Origin of the sequence: Aeromonas popoffii (genome assembly GCF_037818705.1) — a bacterium.
Taxonomy (GTDB): Bacteria; Pseudomonadota; Gammaproteobacteria; order Enterobacterales; family Aeromonadaceae; genus Aeromonas; species Aeromonas popoffii.
Genome location: NZ_CP149129.1, coordinates 2,584,710 through 2,608,891, shown reverse-complemented (window position 1 = coordinate 2,608,891; position 24,182 = coordinate 2,584,710). Strand labels below are relative to the sequence as shown.

Annotated in this window: 29 protein-coding genes; 16 read left to right on the top strand and 13 right to left on the bottom strand. The window is 43.2% G+C overall.

Annotated elements, in window-relative coordinates:
• The 12 genes from WJM78_RS11870 to WJM78_RS11815 form a co-directional block, all read right to left on the bottom strand.
• Nucleotides 1–825, bottom strand: a complete 825-nt coding sequence (locus tag WJM78_RS11870) for a phage major capsid protein (RefSeq protein WP_339009442.1) — start codon at nt 823–825, stop codon at nt 1–3.
• Nucleotides 803–1,057: a hypothetical protein gene (locus WJM78_RS11865; protein ID WP_339009440.1), complete on the bottom strand. Its 255-nt coding sequence runs from the start codon at nt 1,055–1,057 to the stop codon at nt 803–805. Before WJM78_RS11865 ends, WJM78_RS11870 begins: the two co-directional genes overlap by 23 nt.
• A gap of 75 nt (nt 1,058–1,132) precedes the next feature.
• Nucleotides 1,133–1,804, bottom strand: a complete 672-nt coding sequence (locus WJM78_RS11860; RefSeq protein ID WP_339009437.1) for an HK97 family phage prohead protease — start codon at nt 1,802–1,804, stop codon at nt 1,133–1,135.
• Nucleotides 1,773–2,960, bottom strand: coding sequence for a phage portal protein (locus WJM78_RS11855; RefSeq protein ID WP_339009434.1), 1,188 nt, complete (start codon nt 2,958–2,960; stop codon nt 1,773–1,775). The genes WJM78_RS11860 and WJM78_RS11855 overlap by 32 nt, the downstream gene beginning before the upstream one ends.
• Before the next feature lie 46 nt (nt 2,961–3,006).
• Nucleotides 3,007–4,761: a terminase large subunit gene (locus WJM78_RS11850; RefSeq protein WP_339009432.1), complete on the bottom strand. Its 1,755-nt coding sequence runs from the start codon at nt 4,759–4,761 to the stop codon at nt 3,007–3,009.
• Entirely contained in the window at nt 4,751–5,149 is a 399-nt protein-coding gene (locus WJM78_RS11845) for a P27 family phage terminase small subunit (RefSeq protein ID WP_339009430.1), read from the bottom strand. Before WJM78_RS11845 ends, WJM78_RS11850 begins: the two co-directional genes overlap by 11 nt.
• Nucleotides 5,150–5,347: 198 nt before the next feature.
• Nucleotides 5,348–5,788 carry a hypothetical protein gene (locus WJM78_RS11840; RefSeq protein ID WP_339009427.1) on the bottom strand — a complete coding sequence of 147 codons (441 nt, stop codon included), beginning with the start codon at nt 5,786–5,788 and terminating at the stop codon, nt 5,348–5,350.
• A 190-nt stretch (nt 5,789–5,978) separates the two neighbouring features.
• The gene (locus tag WJM78_RS11835) at nt 5,979–7,115 is read right to left on the bottom strand and encodes an ISAs1-like element ISKpn31 family transposase (protein WP_339009338.1); all 1,137 of its coding nucleotides are present in this window, start codon (nt 7,113–7,115) and stop codon (nt 5,979–5,981) included.
• A 127-nt stretch (nt 7,116–7,242) separates the two neighbouring features.
• Entirely contained in the window at nt 7,243–7,401 is a 159-nt protein-coding gene (locus WJM78_RS11830) for a hypothetical protein (protein ID WP_339009425.1), read from the bottom strand.
• 10 nt (nt 7,402–7,411) lie between these two features.
• Nucleotides 7,412–7,690 (bottom strand): hypothetical protein, encoded by a 279-nt coding sequence (locus tag WJM78_RS11825; RefSeq protein WP_339009422.1) that lies wholly within the window; start codon nt 7,688–7,690, stop codon nt 7,412–7,414.
• A gap of 59 nt (nt 7,691–7,749) precedes the next feature.
• A complete protein-coding gene (locus tag WJM78_RS11820) occupies nt 7,750–7,995 on the bottom strand; it encodes a hypothetical protein (RefSeq protein ID WP_339009420.1) in 246 nt (81 codons plus the stop codon).
• Between the two features lie 57 nt (nt 7,996–8,052).
• Nucleotides 8,053–8,568, bottom strand: a complete 516-nt coding sequence (locus WJM78_RS11815) for a GIY-YIG nuclease family protein (protein ID WP_339009418.1) — start codon at nt 8,566–8,568, stop codon at nt 8,053–8,055.
• Nucleotides 8,569–9,436: 868 nt separating this feature from the next.
• On the opposite strand from WJM78_RS11815, the gene WJM78_RS11810 reads away from it, so the two are divergent.
• The 6 genes from WJM78_RS11810 to WJM78_RS11785 all read left to right on the top strand — a co-directional run bounded on the left by WJM78_RS11810 (nt 9,437) and on the right by WJM78_RS11785 (nt 13,909).
• Entirely contained in the window at nt 9,437–9,961 is a 525-nt protein-coding gene (locus WJM78_RS11810) for a PAAR domain-containing protein (protein ID WP_339009416.1), read from the top strand.
• A gap of 3 nt (nt 9,962–9,964) precedes the next feature.
• On the top strand, nt 9,965–10,603 hold the full coding sequence (locus tag WJM78_RS11805) for a DUF3289 family protein (protein ID WP_339009414.1): 639 nt from the start codon (nt 9,965–9,967) through the stop codon (nt 10,601–10,603).
• Nucleotides 10,603–10,872: a hypothetical protein gene (locus WJM78_RS11800; RefSeq protein ID WP_339009411.1), complete on the top strand. Its 270-nt coding sequence runs from the start codon at nt 10,603–10,605 to the stop codon at nt 10,870–10,872. The genes WJM78_RS11805 and WJM78_RS11800 overlap by 1 nt, the downstream gene beginning before the upstream one ends.
• Before the next feature lie 173 nt (nt 10,873–11,045).
• Nucleotides 11,046–12,164 carry a DUF3800 domain-containing protein gene (locus WJM78_RS11795; RefSeq protein WP_339009409.1) on the top strand — a complete coding sequence of 373 codons (1,119 nt, stop codon included), beginning with the start codon at nt 11,046–11,048 and terminating at the stop codon, nt 12,162–12,164.
• Nucleotides 12,165–12,279: 115 nt separating this feature from the next.
• Nucleotides 12,280–12,531, top strand: a complete 252-nt coding sequence (locus WJM78_RS11790; RefSeq protein ID WP_339009408.1) for a Rha family transcriptional regulator — start codon at nt 12,280–12,282, stop codon at nt 12,529–12,531.
• 583 nt (nt 12,532–13,114) lie between these two features.
• Nucleotides 13,115–13,909, top strand: coding sequence for a hypothetical protein (locus WJM78_RS11785; RefSeq protein ID WP_339009407.1), 795 nt, complete (start codon nt 13,115–13,117; stop codon nt 13,907–13,909).
• A 100-nt stretch (nt 13,910–14,009) separates the two neighbouring features.
• On the opposite strand, the gene WJM78_RS11780 is transcribed toward WJM78_RS11785, so the two are convergent.
• Entirely contained in the window at nt 14,010–14,486 is a 477-nt protein-coding gene (locus WJM78_RS11780) for an endonuclease domain-containing protein (RefSeq protein WP_339009406.1), read from the bottom strand.
• Nucleotides 14,487–14,655: 169 nt separating this feature from the next.
• On the opposite strand from WJM78_RS11780, the gene WJM78_RS11775 reads away from it, so the two are divergent.
• The 10 genes from WJM78_RS11775 to WJM78_RS11730 all read left to right on the top strand — a co-directional run bounded on the left by WJM78_RS11775 (nt 14,656) and on the right by WJM78_RS11730 (nt 24,118).
• Nucleotides 14,656–15,330: a hypothetical protein gene (locus WJM78_RS11775; RefSeq protein WP_339009404.1), complete on the top strand. Its 675-nt coding sequence runs from the start codon at nt 14,656–14,658 to the stop codon at nt 15,328–15,330.
• Between the two features lie 96 nt (nt 15,331–15,426).
• Nucleotides 15,427–16,149 carry a hypothetical protein gene (locus tag WJM78_RS11770; RefSeq protein WP_339009403.1) on the top strand — a complete coding sequence of 241 codons (723 nt, stop codon included), beginning with the start codon at nt 15,427–15,429 and terminating at the stop codon, nt 16,147–16,149.
• Nucleotides 16,150–16,239: 90 nt separating this feature from the next.
• Nucleotides 16,240–16,539, top strand: a complete 300-nt coding sequence (locus tag WJM78_RS11765) for a hypothetical protein (RefSeq protein WP_339009401.1) — start codon at nt 16,240–16,242, stop codon at nt 16,537–16,539.
• Nucleotides 16,540–16,579: 40 nt separating this feature from the next.
• Complete coding sequence (locus tag WJM78_RS11760) at nt 16,580–16,978, top strand: hypothetical protein (RefSeq protein ID WP_339009399.1); 399 nt, start codon at nt 16,580–16,582, stop codon at nt 16,976–16,978.
• A gap of 12 nt (nt 16,979–16,990) precedes the next feature.
• Nucleotides 16,991–17,233: a hypothetical protein gene (locus WJM78_RS11755; RefSeq protein WP_339009397.1), complete on the top strand. Its 243-nt coding sequence runs from the start codon at nt 16,991–16,993 to the stop codon at nt 17,231–17,233.
• Between the two features lie 94 nt (nt 17,234–17,327).
• Entirely contained in the window at nt 17,328–17,933 is a 606-nt protein-coding gene (locus WJM78_RS11750) for a hypothetical protein (protein WP_339009395.1), read from the top strand.
• Nucleotides 17,933–18,460 carry a hypothetical protein gene (locus tag WJM78_RS11745; RefSeq protein ID WP_339009393.1) on the top strand — a complete coding sequence of 176 codons (528 nt, stop codon included), beginning with the start codon at nt 17,933–17,935 and terminating at the stop codon, nt 18,458–18,460. The genes WJM78_RS11750 and WJM78_RS11745 overlap by 1 nt, the downstream gene beginning before the upstream one ends.
• Nucleotides 18,460–18,849 (top strand): hypothetical protein, encoded by a 390-nt coding sequence (locus WJM78_RS11740; RefSeq protein WP_339009391.1) that lies wholly within the window; start codon nt 18,460–18,462, stop codon nt 18,847–18,849. Before WJM78_RS11745 ends, WJM78_RS11740 begins: the two co-directional genes overlap by 1 nt.
• 286 nt (nt 18,850–19,135) lie before the next feature.
• Nucleotides 19,136–20,167: an IS630 family transposase gene (locus tag WJM78_RS11735; protein ID WP_339009389.1), complete on the top strand. Its 1,032-nt coding sequence runs from the start codon at nt 19,136–19,138 to the stop codon at nt 20,165–20,167.
• 333 nt (nt 20,168–20,500) lie between these two features.
• Nucleotides 20,501–24,118, top strand: coding sequence for a phage tail tip fiber protein (locus WJM78_RS11730; RefSeq protein ID WP_339009386.1), 3,618 nt, complete (start codon nt 20,501–20,503; stop codon nt 24,116–24,118).
• The last annotated feature ends 64 nt before the right edge of the window (nt 24,119–24,182 follow it).

The window sequence follows — 24,182 nt, the reverse complement described above, 5'->3', positions numbered from 1 at the left end:
TTAAGCCAGGAACATACCAACAACAGCGTCATTTGCTTTGGTGATAGTACCCAGACGCATACCGATTACGAAACGAACCATAAAGTCCTTAACGTATGGGTTACGCTGCATAGTCATGTGATTCGGCAGTTCAACAACTGCGAAAGCAGCTTGATAATCACCGAACATTACAGGAGCGGTATCAGGCAGCAGACGATCTACCACGATATCGTAGCCGTGCAGACGACCAGCAACAGCACCGTTCGGATCACGTTGAATAACGCTTTCGCCAGTGGTGTATTTCTCTTTGGAGATCAGTTCGTAGGCATGAACAGACATAACGAACTTAGCGCGGCCTTTATAAGCAGATGGCAGTTCGATTACCATTTTACGCAGGGTGTCTACCAGTTCTTCGCCATCAGCTTTAGCGATAACACGGAAATGATCTACTTTACGATCAGCCAGTGCTTTAACGCCTTCTTCTTTGGTGAAATAATTAATAAAGCCCATCGGCTTATTAGCACCGTCACCAGCCAGAATTGCATTAGCGGAAACATCACCGACTTCGGCAGTTACTTCTTCCATCAGGAAAGATTCAGCAGCGAAGAAAGCATCAGCCATCTGATCTTCGTGTACTTCTGGGGTAGAAATCAGTTTACCGGAAGTCATTTTGACAACTACCAGTTCAGGAGCGCCAGCAGTAGCGGTAGTGCCATCCCAATAAGTAGCGACTTTGCCTTTAGCAACACGGCGAGAATAATCGGTGTTTGCTGATTGCTCACGACCAAACATGGATACCAGTTCACTGGATTCACGCATACGCTTAACGATGTCGCTGATTAACATCAGCGATAATCAGATCACCGTTTTGACCCAGACGATCAGCTTTAACACGACCATTTTCAATAGCAGCTTCGCCAGTTTTGATCAGTTCGAAAAACTTCTGACGCAGTTCTTTAGATTGTGCTTTCGGATCAACGCCTTTTTCTTTCAGCTCAACTAGCTCAGATTTCAGTTTAGAAATCAGTTCGGCTTGCTCAGTTTGGCCAGCCAGCAGTTGCTCAAGTTCTTTTTCCATTTCTAATACCCCTTAGTTTATGAATAGGTAAATCAGCACCCAACAGCGAGTGCTGTATTTGTGTTATTTAGTGAGTTATTCCCGAATGATTTTTTTGGAAATCAGGGAAATAGTTGCCTTGATCTTTGCGTCTGCAAAAATCTCCGCGAATGACTTCTGATGAATAACAGGCTCAACGATTTCAGTTTGTTCAGATACTTCTGGCTGGGTTTCAGGGGAAGTTTCTGCGGGTTGTTCTTGTTCTTCTTCTGATGTATTTAGTTCTTCAATTTCCTCGGATTTAACAGAGGTAACTGTTGATTGCTTATTAGCAGGGAAAGTAACAACGCTTACCTCGTAGAGATCGATCTCTTCCAGATAAGTAACATCGTCTTTAGCGCCATAGCTTTCTTTAGGTGCAGTAAACCCAATGCTCAATGCATCGAGAGCACCCATTTTTAATAGCTCGTATGTTTCGCGTCCGCGCTGAGTATTTAAAGCAAGTTGGCCTTTAACCTTTAATCCATGATCGTCTTCTTCCATTTCAAGCCATTTGCCGATTACGATATCGGGATTGTGATTCCACAACATCTTCGGCATAGTGCCTTCTGATTTATGACGAGCGATTGATTTCTTAAATGCGCCATCAACGGCAACTTCTCGATAGCTATCAACTACCCACTTAACGTTGCCGTACGCTTCAAATACACCAGTTTCTTGTTCTGACTCGGTAAAGTTATTTAACTTCACTCGCAGTTGGTGATTCATTTGAAGGGTCTCCAGTATTATCAGGAACGACTTGTTCCGATGTACTGTTATTTAGAAGATCCTCCAAACGCCCAAACCGAAGGTTATTTGTCTCGATAGCGTGTAAATCGCCATTATCTAACGGTTCTTCGCCAATCATTTCGCGAGCGTCATTAATCGAGATAATGCCTTTAGTCAGAAGTGAGCCAGCAACGTCAGCCATTGTTTTAGCGTCAGCACGTAGGAATCCGGTAGTATCGAATCTAATTTCATGCTGAGGTGTTTGTTTGCTATTAAGTTTTTCCTCGATAACTTTCAGCATCGGGCCGATAGTCATAGTAAAAAAGTTCTTAATAACTTCTTCTTGGGATTTGAGATTACTGTCCTGCATATTCAATAGAGCAAGCGGGACACCCATCATCGATGCAATTTCGCGAGTTGAACTAACGCGAGATTCCACGAATTGGCTTTGTTGTAAGTTAGTAGTATTTGGCACAAAAGATGCGCCGTTATCTAATACTACAAGAGCGCCGTCACCGTCTGGATTTTCATTAAATCGCTTTCTAAAAGCTGTGTAAGTCTCCTGATTGAGCTTACCTTGGAATGTTATGAACCCACCAGCGCGGGGATTTCCGACGCTTTTGTAATATTTCGAAGCGTTTTCAAGGCTATTTAGTGATAACTCGATACTTGATTTTGCCGAGTCCAGATAATCGAAAGCTTGAGTGATACTATTGCCACTTAGCTTAATGTGAAGAATCTGTTCGGACTTAACAATGTTCCCAAAATTGTCTGTGCCTGCATAAACAAGTCCAGAACGAGTTTTAGAAACAGAGATTTGATTTGGCTGTTCCAAGCATTCAATGGATACCAATCTACCGCCAAGAACTTCCACTTTTAAGAAACACTGTTGGTGAATAGCGAGCAAATAGCCGATTTGCCCCATTAGATCAGATTGTGTCTGATAGGTGTTCGGGGTTCGGCTAACGTTCATGACGGTAGGCTGATAAAGTTTTTTATTCTTGTATGCATAGAACGGGATGCCGCTTAATGCATGGCTAATAATACGGGCGCAAGCGTTGACGGTTGGATCTTTCATTCTCTGAGAAACATTAGTCCCACCAAGAATGAACGAACCAAGATCTACAAAGTCGCTCTTTGTTCGTAGGTTGTACATCGATAACTCCTATAGCTATAAGGTATACAGCTATTTAGTGTTATCTTTAAATGAACCCGACAAAGATGTCGTTTGATTCGCCATCGTCAATCATAGACAAAGCAATCAGGGAGCTTATAAGCGGGTCAATTTTCTTTGTGCTATCCATTGGGCGGTGAACAAATAGATCATCGAACGTGCCGATTTTCACAAGAGCATTAACACAAGCCCATTCATAGATTGAATCGTTATAAACTAGGGTTCGTTCTTTGATCCTTGTCTGAAATCTAATAGCACTATCTGACAAGCCAAACCCCTGTTTAACTGAGATCATTTCTATCCCGTATTCGTCCATCATTTCAGCAGAGAATCGAACGCCGCCAGCGGCAGCGTCACACGCCAGCCCTTTGACGTTATAAGTTTTAGTGGCTCTTACAATGTCTGACTTAATATATTCCATGTCGGTAACTTCCGATTCAGTCAGAATAAGTTCACCTGCTTTCTGTGCGTTGTAATAACGAGCTGAGTCCTTTTCCTTTAATCCTGTCAATGCAGAACGAGGCAAATAACTTCGTTGAAATACATAAAGCTTATCGTTTTTAGGGAAAAGGTAAGTCAATGCAGATAGATCGCTAACTGATGCCAAGTCCAGTCCGATGTAACAATCTTCGCCTTTGAAGTCATCAATAGAAAGATCGTGATCTCTGCATTCAATTAGATCGATAGCAGCGATAAATCCAGCTTCGGAGAAATCAACCCAAACGTTAAGGTGCTTAGTTAGAAAGTTAGCTCTTGCACTCTCAGAACGATCAGCCTCAACACAGGCAGCGCGTAATGCTTCTAATCCAACAGCGTGACCCAATGCGGGGTTAGCCTTAGCCCAAACGCTTTCATCTCTCCAATTCGCTTCATCAGCTTTATCGACTGCATACACAACTGACAGGAATCTATCGTTCTCGATTTCACCAGCCGCAATAGAACAGGCATAATCAAACATTTCCCGTCCATAACTCTGAGTATCAATACCAGCGGTAGTAATCATCAGGAGCTGTGGGTCTTTACTGGACTGCATACCAGTAGATAGAACATCGATAATAGAGCTATCTGGGTGCGCGTGAATTTCGTCACATAGGGCGAGTCCTGCAATACGGAAGCCGTCTAAGTTTTTTGATTCGCTAGATGTTGGGATTATTTTCCCGCCACCTTTAACCCTGATTTCATTACTCAGACAGTCAAAGCGTTTTCTAATACTAGGGCTGGCTTTCTGGATCATTGTGCTGATATCTTCGAAAGAGATCCTAGATTGCTTTTGTACTGGTGCTGAACATGTACCGATTGGATTACCGTTCTCGTTTAGCAGCATGTTTACAATACTGGCAACGGCACCAACTACAGTCTTAGAGTTACCGCGAGCAACAGCCCAGAACGTTTTAATAAAGCGGCGTTGACCACGTAATGTTTCACGAGCTTCGTTTGTGTAATGCCAACCGAACATTTGAGACAGAATAAACACCATGAACGGTAGTAGATAGAACGGCTCGCCAGCAATAGGCCCTTTAGGGTGTCGTAAGCTATTGGCAACGATTAGAACGAACTCCACGAGATCCAGATCTAGTTTGATATCTACCCTATTCAGATCGTTTAGAAAGCGTTGACAAGCGTTGTATTCAGCTTGGCCGCTATGTCGTTTGTGTGTAAGAACATCAAAGCAATATTGGTAAGCAGATTCGATCCCTTGAAAATAGTCCCCTTGAATACTGTGCCCATAACGATCTACCAACTCCGGCTTTATTGCCCTGATGTTGAGATCGTTAAGTTCCATTTTTCTCCCTCTTCTTCTTCAAGTTGAGTAGAGCAGCAGCAATAGGATCAACTTCTTCCTCTTTGAGTTCAGAACGTCCGTCAGCTAGAACTTTAGATTTCGGTGTCATCATCAGTTGTTCCATTAATCGCACCATCATTCGCTGTGCATTATCAGCGGCGATACAGGCAGGGTTCTGCTTAATAGTCGTACCCTTTTCTGTGGTACTTGTGATCATGAATCCGTGTTCATCAATAGTTCTGTTAGCGTCTTGGTAATAGATGATGTTTTGGGCAAGCAAAGCGATTGCATCCAGATCTGACTTTTTAATCTCTCGTTCTTTCTTGAGGGTAGCCAAGATCTTTTTATAGATAACATTCACCCCTTGCGGCATATAGATTACTGACATTTCGGCTCCTTAATATTCTTTCTCACCAGTTGCAAGATAGCGATAATAGTTCTGGTGTCTCTCACGGTATCGTTATTGAAATCCACGATGTAGAAATCAGACTCAGTGATGAAGCAGCGATACAACATGCCGTTATAGGCGAGCACCTGATTGATAGTTACTCCCTCGAATGGGATTACTACGCACTGAGATTTAAATTTAGTCTCCGCTCGATTGGAGCGTGATTGCTGCCATTTTGAGATAATCCGATTCGGCAGTTCTCGGATGGCTTTGAATAAGCCAGTTACGTAATGCATTGATATTTCCTTTTTGAGTAAGTTTTCTGATTTGAATACCCTTTGTTATGTGGCAAGATTTACACACAGATACCAGATTGTTATCGTCCCGACAGAACTCTTTCAGTTCGTCATTCTCTATTTCAAGATGGTGATCGACTTCAACGGCCAGATTTCTATTGCACCACTCACAGATTGGATATTCCTGTCTGTGCATCTGTGATAAAGTTTTCCAGCCTTTAGAGTTATAAAACTTCATATTTCTATTTGGCTCGCGGCATTTCACTGGACGATGTATCGGACATTTGAATCCAGAACCATTAAAGACGACATGACAGCCAGGGTGTGAACATAGTTTTTTCATAGGTAACTCCTTTATTGTATTTAGCGATTAACGGGCAATAAAAAAGCCACCCGAAGGTGGCTTAGAGGTGAAAACACAGTCAGAGAAAAAACATTTCAAACTAAAATTAGCGTGAAAACTAGAGACGTGTGGTTATGATAGTTTTCGTGTTCAAAATAAAAACAGCCAGGGCGAGAGCGTGAACATATTGTTAAAATTCACCCAATTTGTTGAGGCCAGCATTGAGTACCTTTTCCAGGTATTCACTGCTCATTCCTGCAATCTTTTGCTTCCGTCTGATGCTCGCTTTGCGTGAAGTTTCAGCCCTGAGCATGTTCAGCCCCATGTGCCGGATGCACGCAAGGATCTCTGCGGCATCACCGCGATAAATTGGGCAATCGTCCTCGCCCATCGTGACGTCCAGCACCCAGTGCAGGCTATTTTCGATGGCCCAGTGCCCACGTACCGCTCGTGAAAACTCATCCCGCGTCAGCGCTTTGGAACTGATGTAATAACGCTGTTCAAGAGTGATTTTTTCCATTTTTTCAATGCGATAAGAGATGGCCACGCCAATGCTGCACAACTGTTCCCAATGAGGAAACTGGGCAGCTAACTCACCCGCCGCCATGATATGGTACTCACGACCATCGATGCGCCCATGAGCCTTATCAAGTGTCATCGTTGCTGCGCATAATGGGGTAGCCGCCAGCGGGGCCAGGGCTTGCCGGACCGCCTCGAACAACTTGGGCTGGTTGCCTTTGACGGCCAACAAGTAATCGCCACTTTGCTGGAGGATGGTCTCGACGATCTCGGTTTGGCACCCCATCGCATCGATGGATACCAGGCAGCCTTTGATGTCGAGCAACGCCAACAAGTCGGGAATGGCGGTGATTTCATTGGACTTGGCGTCGGTTTTTATCTGTCCGAGCACCAGTTTATTAGCGGCGGCATAGGCGCTTACCATGTGAATGGTCGACGTTCGATCTTCACGGTTATAGGAACTGCGCAGGGTTTTGCCATCGATAGCGACCAAGGCGCCTTCGGTGTGCTGGTTGATGGCTTGAGTCCAACGTACGAACGCGGCCTGAAACGGCTCTGGTTTGATACCGGAGATGATCCTGGCGATGGTGTCATGGACAGGAATACCATTTTTAAACAGCCCCTTGGATTGAAACCAAGGAAGATGAACCTCACCGAAATCTTCAATATCTTCCCAGCCGTCTGCGCCACCGATCACTGCGCAGACGGTGAGAAACAGGACATCGTAGAAAGGATAATAAATCTTGGCATGCTGGCGAGGGTCGGGAATATCATCGAAAAACTGAGCAAAAACAGCATCAATAGACATGAAGGCACTCCTGAAAAAGGAGCATAAGATCACAGCTGGATCGCAGGGTCAAACCTGTTTTTCTTGGTCAAAAAACGTTCGCGATCTTGCCCTGTAAAAACAGCCCCCCTTAAAGAGGAGCCGTTGTTTACAGCGTTGCCATAGTAGCGATGTAAGTCGCTAACTCAGATGGTTCAATCACTCCACCAAATACACCAGCAGCAATAGCACAAGCGATTGCACCAGCGATAGACCATTTGATCCACGGTGTCTTGATTCCTCTGAGCAGTGCAATTACTAGATTCATTGCCTTCTCCTTATTGTGTTTGTATTACGAGTTCTACCTCTAAGCCATCTTCTGAACGTGCATACACTGTACCGGTAGTGGCTGGCATACTGATTGCTGAACGAGATTGTCCATAGCCAGATAGCACAACACCACGATCGTTAGCTTTAGGCTTAATGTCAGTTTCAGACAGAAGGACATTAGAGGTAAGACTATTGTTAAACAGAAGAATATCACCACTGGCATACTTAATAGCAGTCTTGATTTCCACCCATTCTTTCCCTACTACTAGGGGAACTGTTCGCATCATTTGATTTCTCCTTTATAGATACCTGTTATTTAGATAAAGAAAAGGCACCCGAAGATGCCTTATTGTTTGATCATTTCATTTAGTTCGTCTGTATTGAATGGTTCACCAGACATCTGATTTAGTTCTGTTATTACACCGAATGCTTTATCAAGTGGTACGATAGACAACACAACGGCGATTGCCTCAAAGCAGTTCAGTTCGGTATTCATATCGGTATCGAGTTCGTCCATTACTCGCTCTACCATGTTATACATAACATCTTCTGAGATTTCACATAGACGGGCTAATTCAGTGTAAGAGATCATTTTTGTTCCTTATGTGGTACGTATACGATTATTTAGAGATAGGCACCCGAAGATGCCTTATAGTGTTTTGAGTTGAGTTACCAGAACGTTCATAGCACTGGCTTTTACTGCCTCAGTGGTAAAACTTAGCTTGATACGGAATTCATTCATCGCTTTCAGAATCTTGGACTCGTCTTTCATAGCAGCAGATTTATTCTGATATTCTTTAGTCCAGAGCAATTCCACTTTCCGTTTAGTACCATTAGCGATGTCTTTCATACGATGTTCTAATGAAGAGGTAACACCGATTTTGATTGCTTCGGTAGCGTCTGTGTCGTGGATCTTCATCATATACAGAACAGCAGGACGCGATCCCTGACATTCAGAACAGCCTTGCTTATTGCTGACGAAAGCGCGATAGGTCATCTGGTGTTGTTTACCGCAATGATGGCATTTCAGATTCAGAACAGTATCGATACCGTTATATTGATTTTCTGGATTAGCGTATGAAATCAGAGCTTGATTTTCAGTAGCAAGGCGTTTTTTAAGATTGGTGAATACTGAGGCTTTGATAGCACGTTTGAGAGTAGACATATGTTTCCTTATGTTCGTTATATAGCTATTTAGCGAGTTGAAAAACGAACACAGAGAAAATAAGGCGATAGCCGATCATGGCTCAGGCTGGTATTAGCGATAGGTAGCGATTGGTGAGTTCAGGCTAGTTTATGAATAGGTACGTACTGGGTAAGACTGGTAACGAGCAGGTAAGATGGTAGGTAGCGTTTGGTGATGGGTCTTGATAGATAGCGATGGTCAGTGATGATCTGAACTGCTTCTTGATGAAAGGTTAAGCCGTAGGCTGCGGAGCGTAGCGTAGCTATCTCGTTGCTAGTTTCTAACTCATTGATACCTAAAAGGAAGACAATTTAGATTCTCATATAAGATATATAAGAAGTTTTATTTTATCGCTACTGATTAATAAGTAGTCTGATAGTAAGATCTCTATCAAGTAGTAAGGTGATAGTGCCGCTGCGCGTCACGACTCCGTGATCTGCTTCTTACCATAAGTTAGTCGCCAGACTGTGAGCGCAGCGAACTCACAATTGCTATCTGATCTGAAATTATCACCGCGTAGCGACATCGCTATTTCAATAGAGAATGATTCAATGATGTTCGTTAGATAGCTACGCTGCGCTCCGCCGTGTCGCTGCGCTCCACGTTCCGGTTTTGTAGACTGCTATTTCAGAGTATTACTAGCCACGAATCGTGAGCGCGCAAGCGCGATACGTATTTGTTTTATTATGGTCGGGGTCAATGGCCATGCGCTTCTCCAATGAAATAGTGTCACGTTTTCAAGAAATAGTGTCACGCTCATTTTTTGATCAGTGCAACTGTAGTTTTTCACAGTTGCTTGAAACTGCTATCAGATGATAAACGAGACTCCCAGTATGAAGGAGGCTCTATGCCCAGAGTTATAGGATTAGGTGACAAGACCACAACCGGCGGCGTTGTCATAGAGTGCTATCCAGACGTTCAATTGAACAATCAAGGCACAACAGTAATAGGGATGAAGGCGACTTGTCCGGCTTGCAAGGTTGGTATCGGTGCTATCGTGCCGATTAAATCAATACGAGTGGTAATCAATAACATCCCTGTCGCTATCGAGGGTGATTGGGTTCAATGTGGTTGTCCACCGAAGTCAAACGTTCTCATAGGTAATCCGGCGTCTTATGTTGTCGCTGACGATCAAGGCGCTGTGTCTATGAAGATGCCGTTCATGAGCCCAGAACACTCTGAACAGACGTACCAGACGTTTAGTGAAGTCGCATCGGGTAATAAAAGCATCGCTGAGCTATTCGCTACTGTCGCTACTACAGACGACTGGAAGCCGGTTCCTGGCTATCGTGGTGTTATCTATCACACGAAAAACCAGATGGATGATTATGAGGCTGATGATCTCAAGCACGGTGATTACACTGCTGCCTAAATAATGAGTCTTGGGCAGATATATAATTTCGCGCTGAATGCTCAAGAGCTGGCTTATCCGGCTAGTGTCCATTTTTTCGAATTCAGAGCCGCAAGCAAGTTTGTATCGTCGCTAGGTGAATACGGTAGTGTTATCGATGATCTGATTGATAGATTCGAAACCGGTAGCGGTGAAAAATATTCTAGTGATCTACTCACCAAAGCGATGAAAGAGCACAGGACGACGAAGCTGTTTCACGCTGAGATAGATAAGGAGATAAAGCGTCTGCTTAGCCAGTTCGACAGTATGCCGTCTATCACTAGAGAATCGGTTACACAGAGGGTTAATACAACGGTATCACTGCCTAAGTTCGATGACCGCCGAGACAGATTCAACGGGCTAGGGATAGCTGTTCATGACATCTTTGCGGCTAAGGTAGAGCTAACCGAACTTGAGTTCAAAGATCGTCAGTATCGCGGTAAACTAAGCTATCAGATTCAAGATCACTTCGGTTTTGACGAACTTGACGTTAACGGGGGCAAGGGATTTGAATTCTTCACAGCGTTTAGAAGCTGGTTCTTGCTGCAACGTTACAAAGGCTATGACTACAAGCCATTCATAACAGAAATGGTATTTGATATTCCCATCGAAGGTACGTTCTGATGAAAGCGAAAGCTCACAAGGTTGTATTCGTCTGGTACGGTGTATTGATTCTGTTCTTGCTGCATACCGCGCTGAACAAAAACGAGCCTGTGCCAGCAAGTCTTGATTTCTTGTATTTCGCTGTTCCCATGATGGCTGTTCCTGTATCTGTGTTCATCGCTATTGCTGGCGTGATAGATAGCATTAGATATAAAGCGTGGGTCTATACGTGCGTTCATACAGGCAGCATTGCGTTGATCTTGCTGCTAATGAAACAAATAGCTAGTTGAGATTACTGATCGCACAAAGCGCCTTCGGGCGCTTTTTTATTTTCTGCTACTTTAATAGCAATGACTTGTCTGGTTTCTAAATACATATCTTGACAGCTCTATTGTGAGCAGTATCAATATAATCAATGTCATGATTATGATAGTATTCATGTAATCGTAACCATTGAGGATTAATGATGTATTTCTATGTCGATGAAACCGGACACACAGGACCAAATCTGTTTGATGAATCACAGCCAGTTCTTTCATATGGTGTTCTGTCATGTAAGAACGATCTCAATGACGTGACATCGGAAACCATTCTGAAATTAAGAAAGAAACTTGGGGTGGAACGCCTTCATGCTGCTGAACTCGGTATGCAACGCCTATCTGATATTTCAGACGAAATTCTGGCTTTACAAAAACGATTCAAATTTAGATTTGATATATGGCAGGTGAATAAAAAAGACCACGCGATTATCTCATTCTATGACCAAACGTTCGATCAAGGTTTAAATCCGGCTGTTACATGGTCGTCATACTGGACACCATTACGATATGTCTTGCTGATTAAGCTTGCACATCTATTTGATGATGAACTGGCTAAAAAGGCTTGGGCAGCACGATTAGAGGCCCACGATGATAGGTCATACGCCTTGTTTAGTGAAGTATGTCAGACCCTACTAAGCCGTGTACATGCATTGTCAGATGCACGTTCAAGGACGTTGATTACTGATGGTCTTAGATGGGCAAACGCTAATTTCAAAGAACTGGGATATAACTGCAAACAGAATAAAGAGAAGCTACGGATAATGCCTAACATGGTAGGCTTTCAGTCTGTGATTCATGGTATTTGTTCCCGTCTCAATGGACCCAATCGAAAGGCTGAAATCATCGTAGATCAACAGTCTCAGTTCAACACCACACAGAAAGAGTTGAGCGAGTTTTACTATCAGGTAAGAGAACAGCCGTGGGAGATAGGCCCAGGATTACCGGTTATGGATCTACGCAATATGCCAGCTAAGCCCTTAGTTTTTCAATCCAGCACTAAAAACATAGGGCTAGAGCTTGTAGATTGCTATCTATGGATATTCAAGCAGTATATGGCTAAAAAGGAATTACCTAAACAGCTGGAACGATTTGTCTATTTGAACTCTCTGACCGCTAGAACATCTATTATTTCACTTGAAGCAATATACGAACGATCTGTGGAGCAATTTGAGAGCTTACCAGAGCTTACAGCGGAAATGATGCGTAAGTCACGGGAATTTACTGCCATAGAAGAAGAACGACGACTTAAACATTGCATCTAATAGCCAGTAAATCCAACCTATAAGCGCCTTCGGGCGCTTTTTATTGTCAAAGTTTATAAACTGCTATTTCCGTGAGATACTAAATACAAGAAACAGAACACACAAGGAATACAGAATGCAAATTAACACCCGCGAACTCTCCGAAGTATTGAATCGAGAACATCGTTTCGTTACCCGTAGCGTCAGGAATCTATTCCCTGAAATCGCAGAGACTACTTTCACCGATAAGAAAGGGCGCGAATATCCGGCGTTCAACATCAATCGCCAGCAAGCTATCATCATCGCTACATCGGCTAATAAGATGGAAGTGAAAGACAGAATGGATCTGCTGAACAAGGTTGAACAGTTTTTCACTACCAAAAACTAACTACTAAATAGAGTAGTTATAGCAGCCGGAGAAACAATATTACTAGACATTCCATTGTTCCCTAGGGGAATTACCTTTGTGAAAAGGGTGTTTCTCCGGCTGCTATATTTGCACTAATAAAGTGTATTAGTGTAACAATTAGTTTGACTATTTCTGGAAAAAGATCACTACATAGGTGTATGAGCACTTGAAATCCAGAAAATCATCACTATATAGAGTATAGATTAAAGTTTTTCTGAAAACAGTCGATATAGTATATTGAACTAATCTGGTTCCGTGTTGTCTAACTAATATAGGGGAAGTTTACTCTACTAAATCTATGTGTTACTATGAACACATAGATACAAAACACATTCATTACCGTTCTAAGGTGCTTTCTGCACCATTTCATTTAACGTCCCTAGTTATTTGAATCCTTATGATGGGGCTGCTCATTGCGTCAACAGTGAGCACCTTAGAACGGTAAATCGCTTTGACGGGCGAGAATGAACACGAAAGCAATAGCTTGTCGTGGTTTTGTCGTATTCATCAATCAATAAGGATCTGAACATGTCGTTCAATCAAATGCACAGGAATAATAAGAATGAAATCCTCAAACTACTATCTAAACACCACCGCTATTATCAAACATGGTAAACATGGCAAGTGGACTGATCTTGAAATAACCAGCTTGAAATCTCAAGACGGTAATACTATTCGTGAGTTCACCAGAATGACTTGTGCCGAGTTTGACAAACTTCTAAAAGCCGCTGGCTACCCAACTCGTTCCGCAGAGGGTAGAGCAATCAGACGCGCTATTGCTTCCATTTTCGAACGTGACAATATCAAACAAGAGAAGAACTATTGGTTCTACTTTGACGAAAAATCTATGACAGTTTCTATGTTCGATATTATCGAAGTTGAGCATAGCAATTACATAACTCATTACGGCTATCTGATTACCAAGAACAAAGATAAGGCTGGGTTTAGTGTGTATGAGTCTTATTCTAAAGACTTTAATTCCCTGACTACGGAGAGAAAATCTATGCGTATTAAAACAGACTTTGGCAAAGTCGAAACTCGTGGCCGCAAAGCTAACAAAGTATCTAAGCCGATTGAAGTTGAATCTACCCTTGTTGAAAACAACGTTGCTACTGTTGAAATCAAAGAAGTGGTGAACCAACACGCTGACGTTATCAACGAACAAGCAGACGAACTGGCAGCACTGAAAGCACAAATGGCAGCAATGGCCGCTCGTATGGCAGAACTCGAACTGAAAGCAGGGGCTAATACCCCTGTTGTTCCGCAACGCTACACCAACGCACCAGCGGCTAATGGCCGTTATGATCGTAATGACTTCATCAATCAAGAAATCGATAGCTTGGTAGGTAATCTATGAAGTACATCGAACTAGGCAAACACATCACAAGTAATCCAGCGGTACGAATTGTAATCGCGCTCGTTCTTGGCTGCTCTATGGGGTGGCTGATGGGTTACTTTCAGACTGAAATCGCGTCTTTGATTGCCTTGTTGTAACAAGCGATCAGATCAGCTTTAGGGGATAGGGCACTATGCTTGATTCCCCTGGCTGATAGTTCAGCGATCATCTGTTCTTTAGATAGTCTCTTGAACCTTGCTTTCAGATCAGTCGGCAATCGAGGGTGTATCGCGTTACCGCTGTTATCTGCTTCTAGGTAGTCTGCTAGTTGTCGGAGATAACGAACGTAGTTCACCGAGCGACTGGCGAGCCCAGATCGATTGAACTCATTCAGTATCTTTCCTTCTAGTGGATTGCAGTACAGACACAGCAACCCGCGCACTCGTCCAGCTTGAGCACCATCAAGCGCGTGATCGTGATCGAGGTGATTCTTCTCTATATGTGTATCAAGTTCACGCTGGCATAGGGGACAGATCCCTTTCTGCTCAAGAAATAAGCGTTGTTTAGTCTCTGGTATTGTCTTGGTTGTTAGTATCATTAGTTTTACTCCTGTTTTAGGAGTATTTATCATCACATCGTTTGTTTTTTAGGCGGTCAGAACAAAACTAACCGATTTGTTTTAAAAGTTCTGGATTAGTCTGATTAGTCTCTGTATAGTTAAATTCATCGGGGAGAGACGCCCCACTAACCAAACTAAAGAGACTAAAATGTACAAACAAAACGAAGAATTCAAAATGACCTACGACTTCAACAAATCCAACATGGAGTCAGTGGCGAAGCTTATCGCAGTGAAGTTTTCAGAGCCTGAATACAGCCTCCTGTTCAGTGGTGCAACTTTGACTAAGCGTAAAAATCATTTTGAGATCTGCCCGACTTACAAATCTAATGTTAAAAATGATGGCGGTTCAATCTGTGTTTATCACAATCGAATTGAGATCTGTCGTGGCAAAAAAGTAAAGTCACGCCTGACCAATACTGAGTGCTTCGGTGATTCATTCTTCTTTTCTTTGGTGATCGAAGCTATAAGCGGTTTCAAATCTGGTGTCGCTGATGCTATAAAGCTGGCTTGTGTTGTTAATGATCAATATAAATTAGAAGATGTTAGATTTGAAGTAATTAAGGACGGTATGATCGCATGGTTGTATCTTGATAAAGATACCGCAATGGCATTGATTTTTAAATCATTCTTACTTGATAACATGGACGAATGCTATTTCTCCATGTGTCATAGAGTGGCTGGTAAAATGGATAGCAAAGATATTTTTAAAGATGGTTGCTATGTATATGCTACATGTGATGAAGACGCAAAAAAACTCACAACAGAAACCATAATCAACCATGTCAATGGTGCCAAATTCGCGCTGAATGCGATCGGCCGTTAAACACTTCTGTTACTAGAACCCAATACTAATTATTGAATGTGGCCAGGTGGCCACATCTAACGAACTTAAATTAAAGAGACTAAAATGGAAATCGTAATGCGTAAATCACTGCCTACTACTCGCTTCGATCTGGCACTGGAAATCACTGACATCTTCCAAAGCTTCGGCTTGTCTGGAACTGAAACTAAAATCAAGAGTCGCGGCAACTATCACCAGATCACATTGCGATTTGATGGCAAACTTTCAGGGTTCGGCATCAAAGTCTTTGATAAAGATATCGTGATCACTAAGGGTAAAGAAATCTGGCAAATGTATAGCCTTGATCGTAATCGTAACGTTGCAACTACTCAATTCGAAGACCGGAAGCCATCTCAGATCCACGAAATTATTTTTAGTGTTCTATTTGGTGTTGAATCTGGCGTTTATAAGATCTATGACATCGCCGAAGCTCTTGCCGAACTCTATGCACCTGAGCCTATTGATTGGATGTTTAATCAGCATGGCAATCTAACAGGCAAGATGATGATCAATGACATTGAACTAACACTAGATTTCGATCATTTGAATCGCTTCAGTTGGAGCATGACTGATCTGTTTGACCCACAAGAAATCGAGCCCGTATCTGTAGATAGCTCCGATGAACCATCCGATCACTGGTACGGTGATGCGCTCTGGCTGTGTGATGGCACTTACAACTATCTGGCTACTGGATTCAACGCTTGCAAGACTTGGCAGAAGCTCACACAAGATCTTGAACATGCATTTGCTTACATCTTGAGCATTAGAAACTTTGCTATCGAAGCTGCTAAGAAAAACTAACCTAAACTTTTTAAAACTAATGCTTGACGGTGTGGTTAGTTCTGATTGGTATGGCCACGTCGAAACAACGAGAACTAAACGAGAGTTAATATGCTAAATATTTTTAAGAACAAAGAATATCGTCAGATGATCGAACTTGTGATCTCTGAACTCAATCGCCGTGAAATGAACGTTGAACTGATTGAATTTGATCAGTCTAAGAATATCCCAGTTATCGCTGCTACTCTGAAATTAAATGTCAACGGCAGTACAGTTTATGCAAGCGAGCATAAAGAAGATAAGTCCCTCATTCTCGGTACTATCTGGAATGAAAATGGCGAATCTGTAGAGATCTATGATGGCGATCAGTGCTATCAAGAAACAACTGACGATGTAATCACTATTCTATAATCAACAGGGACGGGGAGACTCGCCTAATAGAGAAATATAAATGAACTTTAATAAACTCGGACGCAAGATCAACAAGCGTCTGGCACAAAAGAATGTCCACTTCTTCTCAGATGATTTTGAATGCGGAGTTGATTCAGTTATCAATGAATCCATGTATCATCTTAATAAAGAACGGGAAGATATCAAAGAGTATATAAAGTCTGTTCCTTGTTATAAAACGCGCGGTGTAGGACGTCTGAACGGCACTATGGCATTCAATGTAACAACACAAGATAATCAGTCCGAAACGCTGACCGTTTACTTCTCTGAATATCATCACAGTAATCCACGTTCTATCAAATACATGGGTATTATGATCAGCGAGTGTGGGACAGAAATTGAAATCGAACGTGGATTTGCCAACGATTTCGAACTTATTGAATTTATCACATCAATCTAAAGAGGTATTAAAATGATCGAAGCTATTATTACTGCACTGCTGTTCTCCGCTATCTACATTACAATCTGTTTCTGGGTCGGGGGTTGTGCTTATTCCAAGACTGGTAAAGCAAGTTCTATCGCTGGCTGGGCTGCTGTATCAATGATGATTTCTCCGATTCTGGGATTCATCATCATGTGGTGTGCTTGTGATAGCGCCACTCATATGGCGATGAAAGAGCAAGAAGCAAAGCAGAAAATCGAGCCTGCTATCTAAATAAAATAACAACATTGCATAATCAAGGCACCTTCGGGTGCCTTTTTTATTGCCCGCTGTTTGCTAAATAGAGATATAACTATTAGGAGCAAACATGCAAACTCTGACAAATTCGCCGACTGACGGCTTTATAATTTCAGACGTTGAGTTGATGGAAGAAACTCCCAATCTTCTAACTCAATCTAGCAACTACACCACTAATACCCGTTCGCGTGGGCTTCATAGAATGGGTTTCAAGCTGAATGTATATCTAGCCACGGATCATGACGTAAAGGCTTTTAGAGCGTTCTGGCTGAACGTCAGAGGGCGTTTAAATCCGTTCGTGCTGGATCTTATGCCCATTGGATTCTCGCTAGACGAAAAGCCTTGGTATAACCCACTTTACACCGATGTCAGAAATGCGACTGTGGCGAGCCCTATCGCTGTTGGTGGCACTTCTATGACTCTAGCGGGGGTTAGCTCGACTATCCCAGCGGGTAGCGTATTCACGTTCCCAAACGATTCTAAGATTCACACCCTGCTATCTGATGCGAAGGCGAATCAGAGCGTGGAGTTTTTCCCCGCTGCTAGAAACGTAGTCGCTGAATCGGCTGTATTGAACTTTAACCCAAAGCCTGTATTGCGTCTCGAAGAGGACAAGACAGAGATCACCCTAGCAAAGGGAACATCCGTAAAACTATCAGCATGGGAGAATATCTAATGAATGGAATTATCTGTGCGCTTGTTGAACTCGATCTGACAAAGGTAACTGGACAGCCGATGTATCTAACAGATGCAGCCCATCAAATCACATATAACGGCAAGACTTATCAGCCATATGGCGCACTGCTTACCATTGATAAGATCACCGAAGAAAATACCTTGAGCAACAAGCGATTGAAACTAACTATGTCTGGTGTCGATATCGACTTTATCAAGGTAGTGAATAACACTAAGTTTCTGGATCAGCCAATCAGAGTTTACAAAGCTACTTATGATGAAGGCACTAATGTAGTTTCAGAAGCAAAACTATATTACCGAGGGATCACCGCTTCACCGGAAGTCAGAATCGATTACAACAACGGCTCCGCTATCATGGCTATCGAAACTACATCGATCTTTGATTTGAGCCGTAAGCCAGAAATCATGCGTTCTAATAACGCTACACATCAGTTCCACCATTCGGGCGATCTATTCTTTCAATATGCAAGCATTGAACAGCCAGATGATGCTATGTGGAGGCAGTAATGTTAAGCCTCACAGACAAGATCAATATTCTTGATCGATATAATGGACGGGTGAGAATCCCGTCTGTTCTTGATTGCACCACATTGATTTTAGAACTCACTGAATACGACAAGCTAGAAGAAATCATCGGCAAATACGACACGGTAAAAGCTGGTATTAAGTTCCTTCGTAAGCATAGCGGCATGAATAACATGGCGGATTATCTACTCGATATTGGGTGTGTTCCTGTTAATCAGAACGAGATTCAAGACTTTGACTTTATACATTATGGATTTCATTGCGGGGTTTATTTCGATGGCTACTTATTCGGCGTTGATGAAAACGAAACGTTTAAATACAGACACATTAACGATTTATCAGAATTGGAGATTTTTAGATGGCAACTATAACCGTCGCTGGTGTTCTAGCGGCAATCAGTGCGGCTTCTGCTGTAGTCAGTTTGGCTATGGTAATCAGCATGAAGCCAGGTGCGATGAATGGGCCGAGCGATGTTGGCTCTAACGTTCAACGTAAAGGACGAGACGATCCAAAACTCGTTGCGTTCGGTAGATGTTCTGTCCCAGCTTCTAAATAGCTGTTCCGAATAGTAGATCACAGGAGGAAGGGAACTCAGTCCAGTTTGTGCGATCTGATTAGTCGCCAAACAAAACAAGCCACACCCAAAGGACTGAGTTGATGCCTATCCTACCACCCCTGCCACGACCACAGCGGCGCCGTATTCACAAAATCATCCATGCCACGCGTGATAAAGGACATGCTCGTCGCTTGATGGCCATCTTGCTGTTACATGAAGGACGTACGGTCACCGATGTTCATCACCTTACCGGCGCTGCGCGCTCGACCATCGGTCGTTGGCTTCGGTGGTATCGAGATGAAGGCATAGATGCACTAGAAGCCTTACCGGCTGGCCGTGCCCCAGTTTTACCTATCGCCAAGATGGTCACCTTACTGGTGCTGCTCATGCAGTTTTCTCCGCAAGATTTTGGTTATCAGCGCAGCCGTTGGTGTACCGAACTATTGGCTATCAAAATCAATCGGTTAACAGGGCTCAATGTGGCCGCCTCCACACTTCGTCGATGGTTACCTCGTATGGGTATTGTCTGGCGCAGGCCCGTGCCGACCTTGCGGATAAAAGACCCGGCCTATCAGGAGAAAATGGCGAATATCGACGCCGCGTTGGCCCGTTGTGATGCCGATAATCCGGTGTTTTATGAGGATGAAGTCGATATAGACCTCAATCCCAAATTAGGGGCCGACTGGATGTTCAGAGCGCAGCAAAAGCGTGTTGTCACACCGGGGCAGAATGCCAAGCATTACCTGGCAGGCGTTCTTCATGCAGGCAACGGAAGAGTGCTTTACGTCAGCGGGATAAAGAAAAACTCATCCCTGTTTATCGCCATGCTGGAAAAACTGCGTCACCACTACCGACGAGCCAAAACCATCACGCTGCTCCTCGATAACTACATCATTCACAAAAGCAAACAGACCGAGCGATGGTTGAAGAAGAACCCCAAGTTCTGCCTGGTATTCCAGCCAGTTTACAGTCCTTGGGTTAATCACATAGAACGGCTGTGGCACAAGTTACATGAAACCATCACGCGCAATCATCAGTGCAGAGGGATGACCAGCTTGCTGGCTCGAGTGAAACACTTCATGGATACCGTGTCTCCTTTCCCTGGGAATGGCTATGGAACAGTGAAGGTGTAGCACTATTAGGATCAGTTATTTAGGGTATGGCAGAACGTTCAAAACTCAGATACTAAGTGGCTGACTCAAGTTTATTCATTCGGCATCGGGCCGATTCTTAAATTCGAACAACTCTATATTGATGGCGTCCCTGTATATGGTGATGCTAATAGCGCACAAGTCGATAAATGGAGTGGTGTTAATACACTAGGCTATAAATCACAAGAGTTCCCTAATCTGGGTTGGGGTCTGCGCTCTGGTAAAGTCAAAGAGCAAGCATACCAAGAAGTTATTGCACACGCTGACGGTGAGTGGACTGTTAATCATCGAGGTGATAGAACGGCAAGCGCAAGCATGTTAATCGAACGGTGGATTAACAAGGGCGGTGATAACAACATCCGATTGATTTCCCCTAACTATAAGTTTGAAGCTGTTATTCATGGTAACGCGGTAATCGATCCACGCTTCATTACAGACGTTCAAGGCGCTGTTGATGACGTAACTAAACGAATCTGGATGAACGGCACCACCGAGTGCTACAGAAACCCAGCCGCAGTGATGTACACCTATTTGATCGATGAATATTACGGCGTAGGTCTGCCACTCGATTCAGTTGATAAAGCAAGCTTCGTTACACTGGCGAACTACTATGATCAAACTGGATTTAAGTTTGATGGCTATATCGATCAGTCACAAGACTATGCAAAGATTCTTGTAGATATGGCTACTTCTTCCGATGCTGTTTTGTATTTCGAAGATGGCGTTATCAAGGTAAAAGCCGATAAAGCTACACCAGTTACCGCTAGTATCACCGAAAGCGATATCGTTGGTAACTTCTCATTGAGCAATGCTAACTCTGGGGACTATTACAACGCCGTTAAGATTGAGTTCGTAAATGGCTCCACTGTATTCAACAAAGATCAGTATGTTATACCTAAAAACAAGAACAACAGCGCAATTATCAAGGCTGATGGATACGTCAAAGAGAAGACATTTAAGTACCCGTTCTTGGTAGATAGTTCTGATGTAGATTTCAAGACAGTTAAGAAACTGGCAAATAAGAATTTGCGTAAAGCGACTTTACAGAAATCGGTAAGTTTCGATGTTGATAACACTAAGGTAAATCTCCGTGTGTTGGGTGTATTTGAAATCACTATGCCGGATTACGCATTGACTAAGGCAAAGTTTAGAGTCCAAAGTCTGACATCTAGCGTTGATGAAAAGGCATTGATTACTAAAGTCGTTGCTACTGAATACAGCGATCTAGTTTATGATGAAGCTGGCTATACCGATGATGGTATCACTTCACCGCCTGTTGCTATTCCGAGTTTGAAAGTTCTATCACCTGTTGATCTGACATTCACACAAAGCGGATATACCCGCTCTGGTAGTTGCGTTGTCAAATGGAGCACTCGTTATCAGAAAGAGCATACTAACGTTGTTGAATACAAGCGTCACGATCAAGGTGATACAGCTTGGACTCGTTATGAAACTAAAGATGACGCTTATCAGTTCTATGGCTTGAAAGCTGGGCATTATGATTTTCGTGTTATGACTCGCTCGTATTTCGGTAATACATCTGATTGGGTCAGAATCGATAACAAAGAAATCAAAGCTGGTGTAACACTGCCTAAAGTAACTGGCTTGAAAGCTGATTTCAGCACTCGTGATTGTATCGTTGCTTGGGATGATATGAGCAAGACGGCTTTGACTGGTATCCCAGATCTGCCTGTCTATGACGGTGTTTCTAATGTCGGTGACGTTCTGAGCTATTACGAAATCGATGTTTACAAGGGCAAGCCAGCTAAGTACATCGAGACGCTGACAAGCACAACATCACGCTTAGTCTATACATACAGCCAAAACGCACAGGCCAGCGTATCCCGCGATCTGCGCTTTGTTGTGCGCATTGTATCGACTGACAACAGCAAATCACTGGACGTTGCGGTAGAAGCTCATAACGATCAGGTAGCACAGCCTAGTGAAGTAGTAGTTAACGGCGAGATCGCGAATCTGTTGATTAACTGGGATAGCCCCGCTGATGATGATTACGTCCAGACAGAAATTCACATCGGTACTAACGCTAACTTTGTGCCGAGTGCATCGACTCTGAAAGGTACTAGTAAGACTGGATTTATTCAGATTCTATGGCCTGATGACGGTAAATTCTGGTTCGTCAAGCTGGGTCATTATGATCTGTTCGGCAAAGACAGCATGAGCTATTCAAAGGCTATTGCTTTTGAAATGAAAGGGCTGGATGAACTGCTGACTAAAACAGAAAGCTGGGACAGTCTGGGTAAAGAACTCGATCAAGCACAAGCTGACATTATCAAAGGTAGAACTGACATCGATCAGCATAGAAAAGAACTGGACGCCAACAAGGCCGACATTATCAAGAATGCTACCGAGATCAAAACTACTAATGATGTTGTGAAGGTTCAAGGCGCTGCTATTGAGACAAATAAACAGGCTATCGCAAGCACTGACGGTAATCTGGCTGAACTATCTACCTCTGTTGATACCAGATTCAAAGATGCAACTGCCAAGATTACAGCTAGTCAGACTGCAATTGCTAATGACGTAAAAGCACTGGCTGATTATAAGCTTGTTGTTACTTCTGAGTTCGGTAAAACAAACGCTAATGTGACCAATCTGACTACTACCGTAGCCGATGACAAGAAAGCACTGGCTGATTATAAAGTGGCTGTTGATGCTGAGTTCGATAAAACAAACGCGAATGTGACAACTAACGCAACTGCTATTGCAGACGACAAGAAAGCACTGGCTGATTATAAGGTTGCTGTTAAGGCGAGCTTTGATGGTGTTAATGCTGAAATCACCCAGAACAGCACAGCTATTAGTGGTGTCGATGGCAAAGTTAAAGCAATGCATCAGATCAAGCTAGACGTTAATAACAAGGTAAGCGGCCTGATTCTGGCTAACACTGGAACAGAGAGCACCTTTGACGTTATAGCAGATCGATTCCGTGTTGCTAATGGTGCTAATGCTCAAGCTGTATTTGAAATCAATGCAGGCAAGACATTAATCCGAAATGCACTGATTGATAACTTGACATCAGCGAATATCACAGCGGGTAGTATTCAAGGCGTGAGTATTAACTCAAGCACTTTGATCCGAGCTGGCAGTGGTAATACATCTGCGTCTTTAGATGGTGCTGACGGTACATGGCGTTTGTATGCTGGTAATGCTTCTGGTGGTGCAGCACCGTTCAGGGTTAATACTGCTGGTAAGCTGTTTGCTACCGGTGCAGAGATTAGCGGCCATATCACTGCCACTAGTGGTAGTTTCACTGGTGCTATCAACGCACAGAGCGGGGCTATTAGCGGGTATCTTGCTGTTGGTAATGGCTATATCTCTGGTAATACTGGACATAACTTCTTGTATAACAATAACGGTAACTTCCGTGTTGACCATGTTGGTAACTTGTTTGCTAATAACGGCTATTTCGGTGGTGAGATTGAAGCAAGTAAGATCAAGGGTGACATCTACAAGAAAACTATCAGAAAATATGGATCAACTAATATAAGCGGAGACGTAGGCGGCGGAACTTTCGTCACTTACCTCACAGTTACTATTCCGGCTGAGAGGTTTGATCGCGTTCTTTATGCTAGTGGCGCTCTTTTTGCTAGTATTCAGCCCGATGGCGATTATGGTTCTCCTCGTTCTTCTGGACATAGAGTATTACATAATGGATCTCAAATTTGGGGTGAAAACAAAAACGTCCCAGGTAGTTATTGGACTCCATGGCTTGCTGCACCAATCAGAGGACTTGTCTTAGCTGCTAACGTTGCACATACATTGCAGTTCCAGATAACTTGTTATGAGAGAAGTTTTAGATGGGTAGCAAACAGATTCAGCGGTGGTATTTTTGCAGACCCGCTAACAACTGATACCGAAATAACATTCGAGACATGGAAGACAACATCTAGTGATATTGGATTCTCGTTCTAATAAGGCACCCGAAGGTGCCTTTGTTTGTAACTAATAAGAAACCAATGTTGACACTAATTAGGCC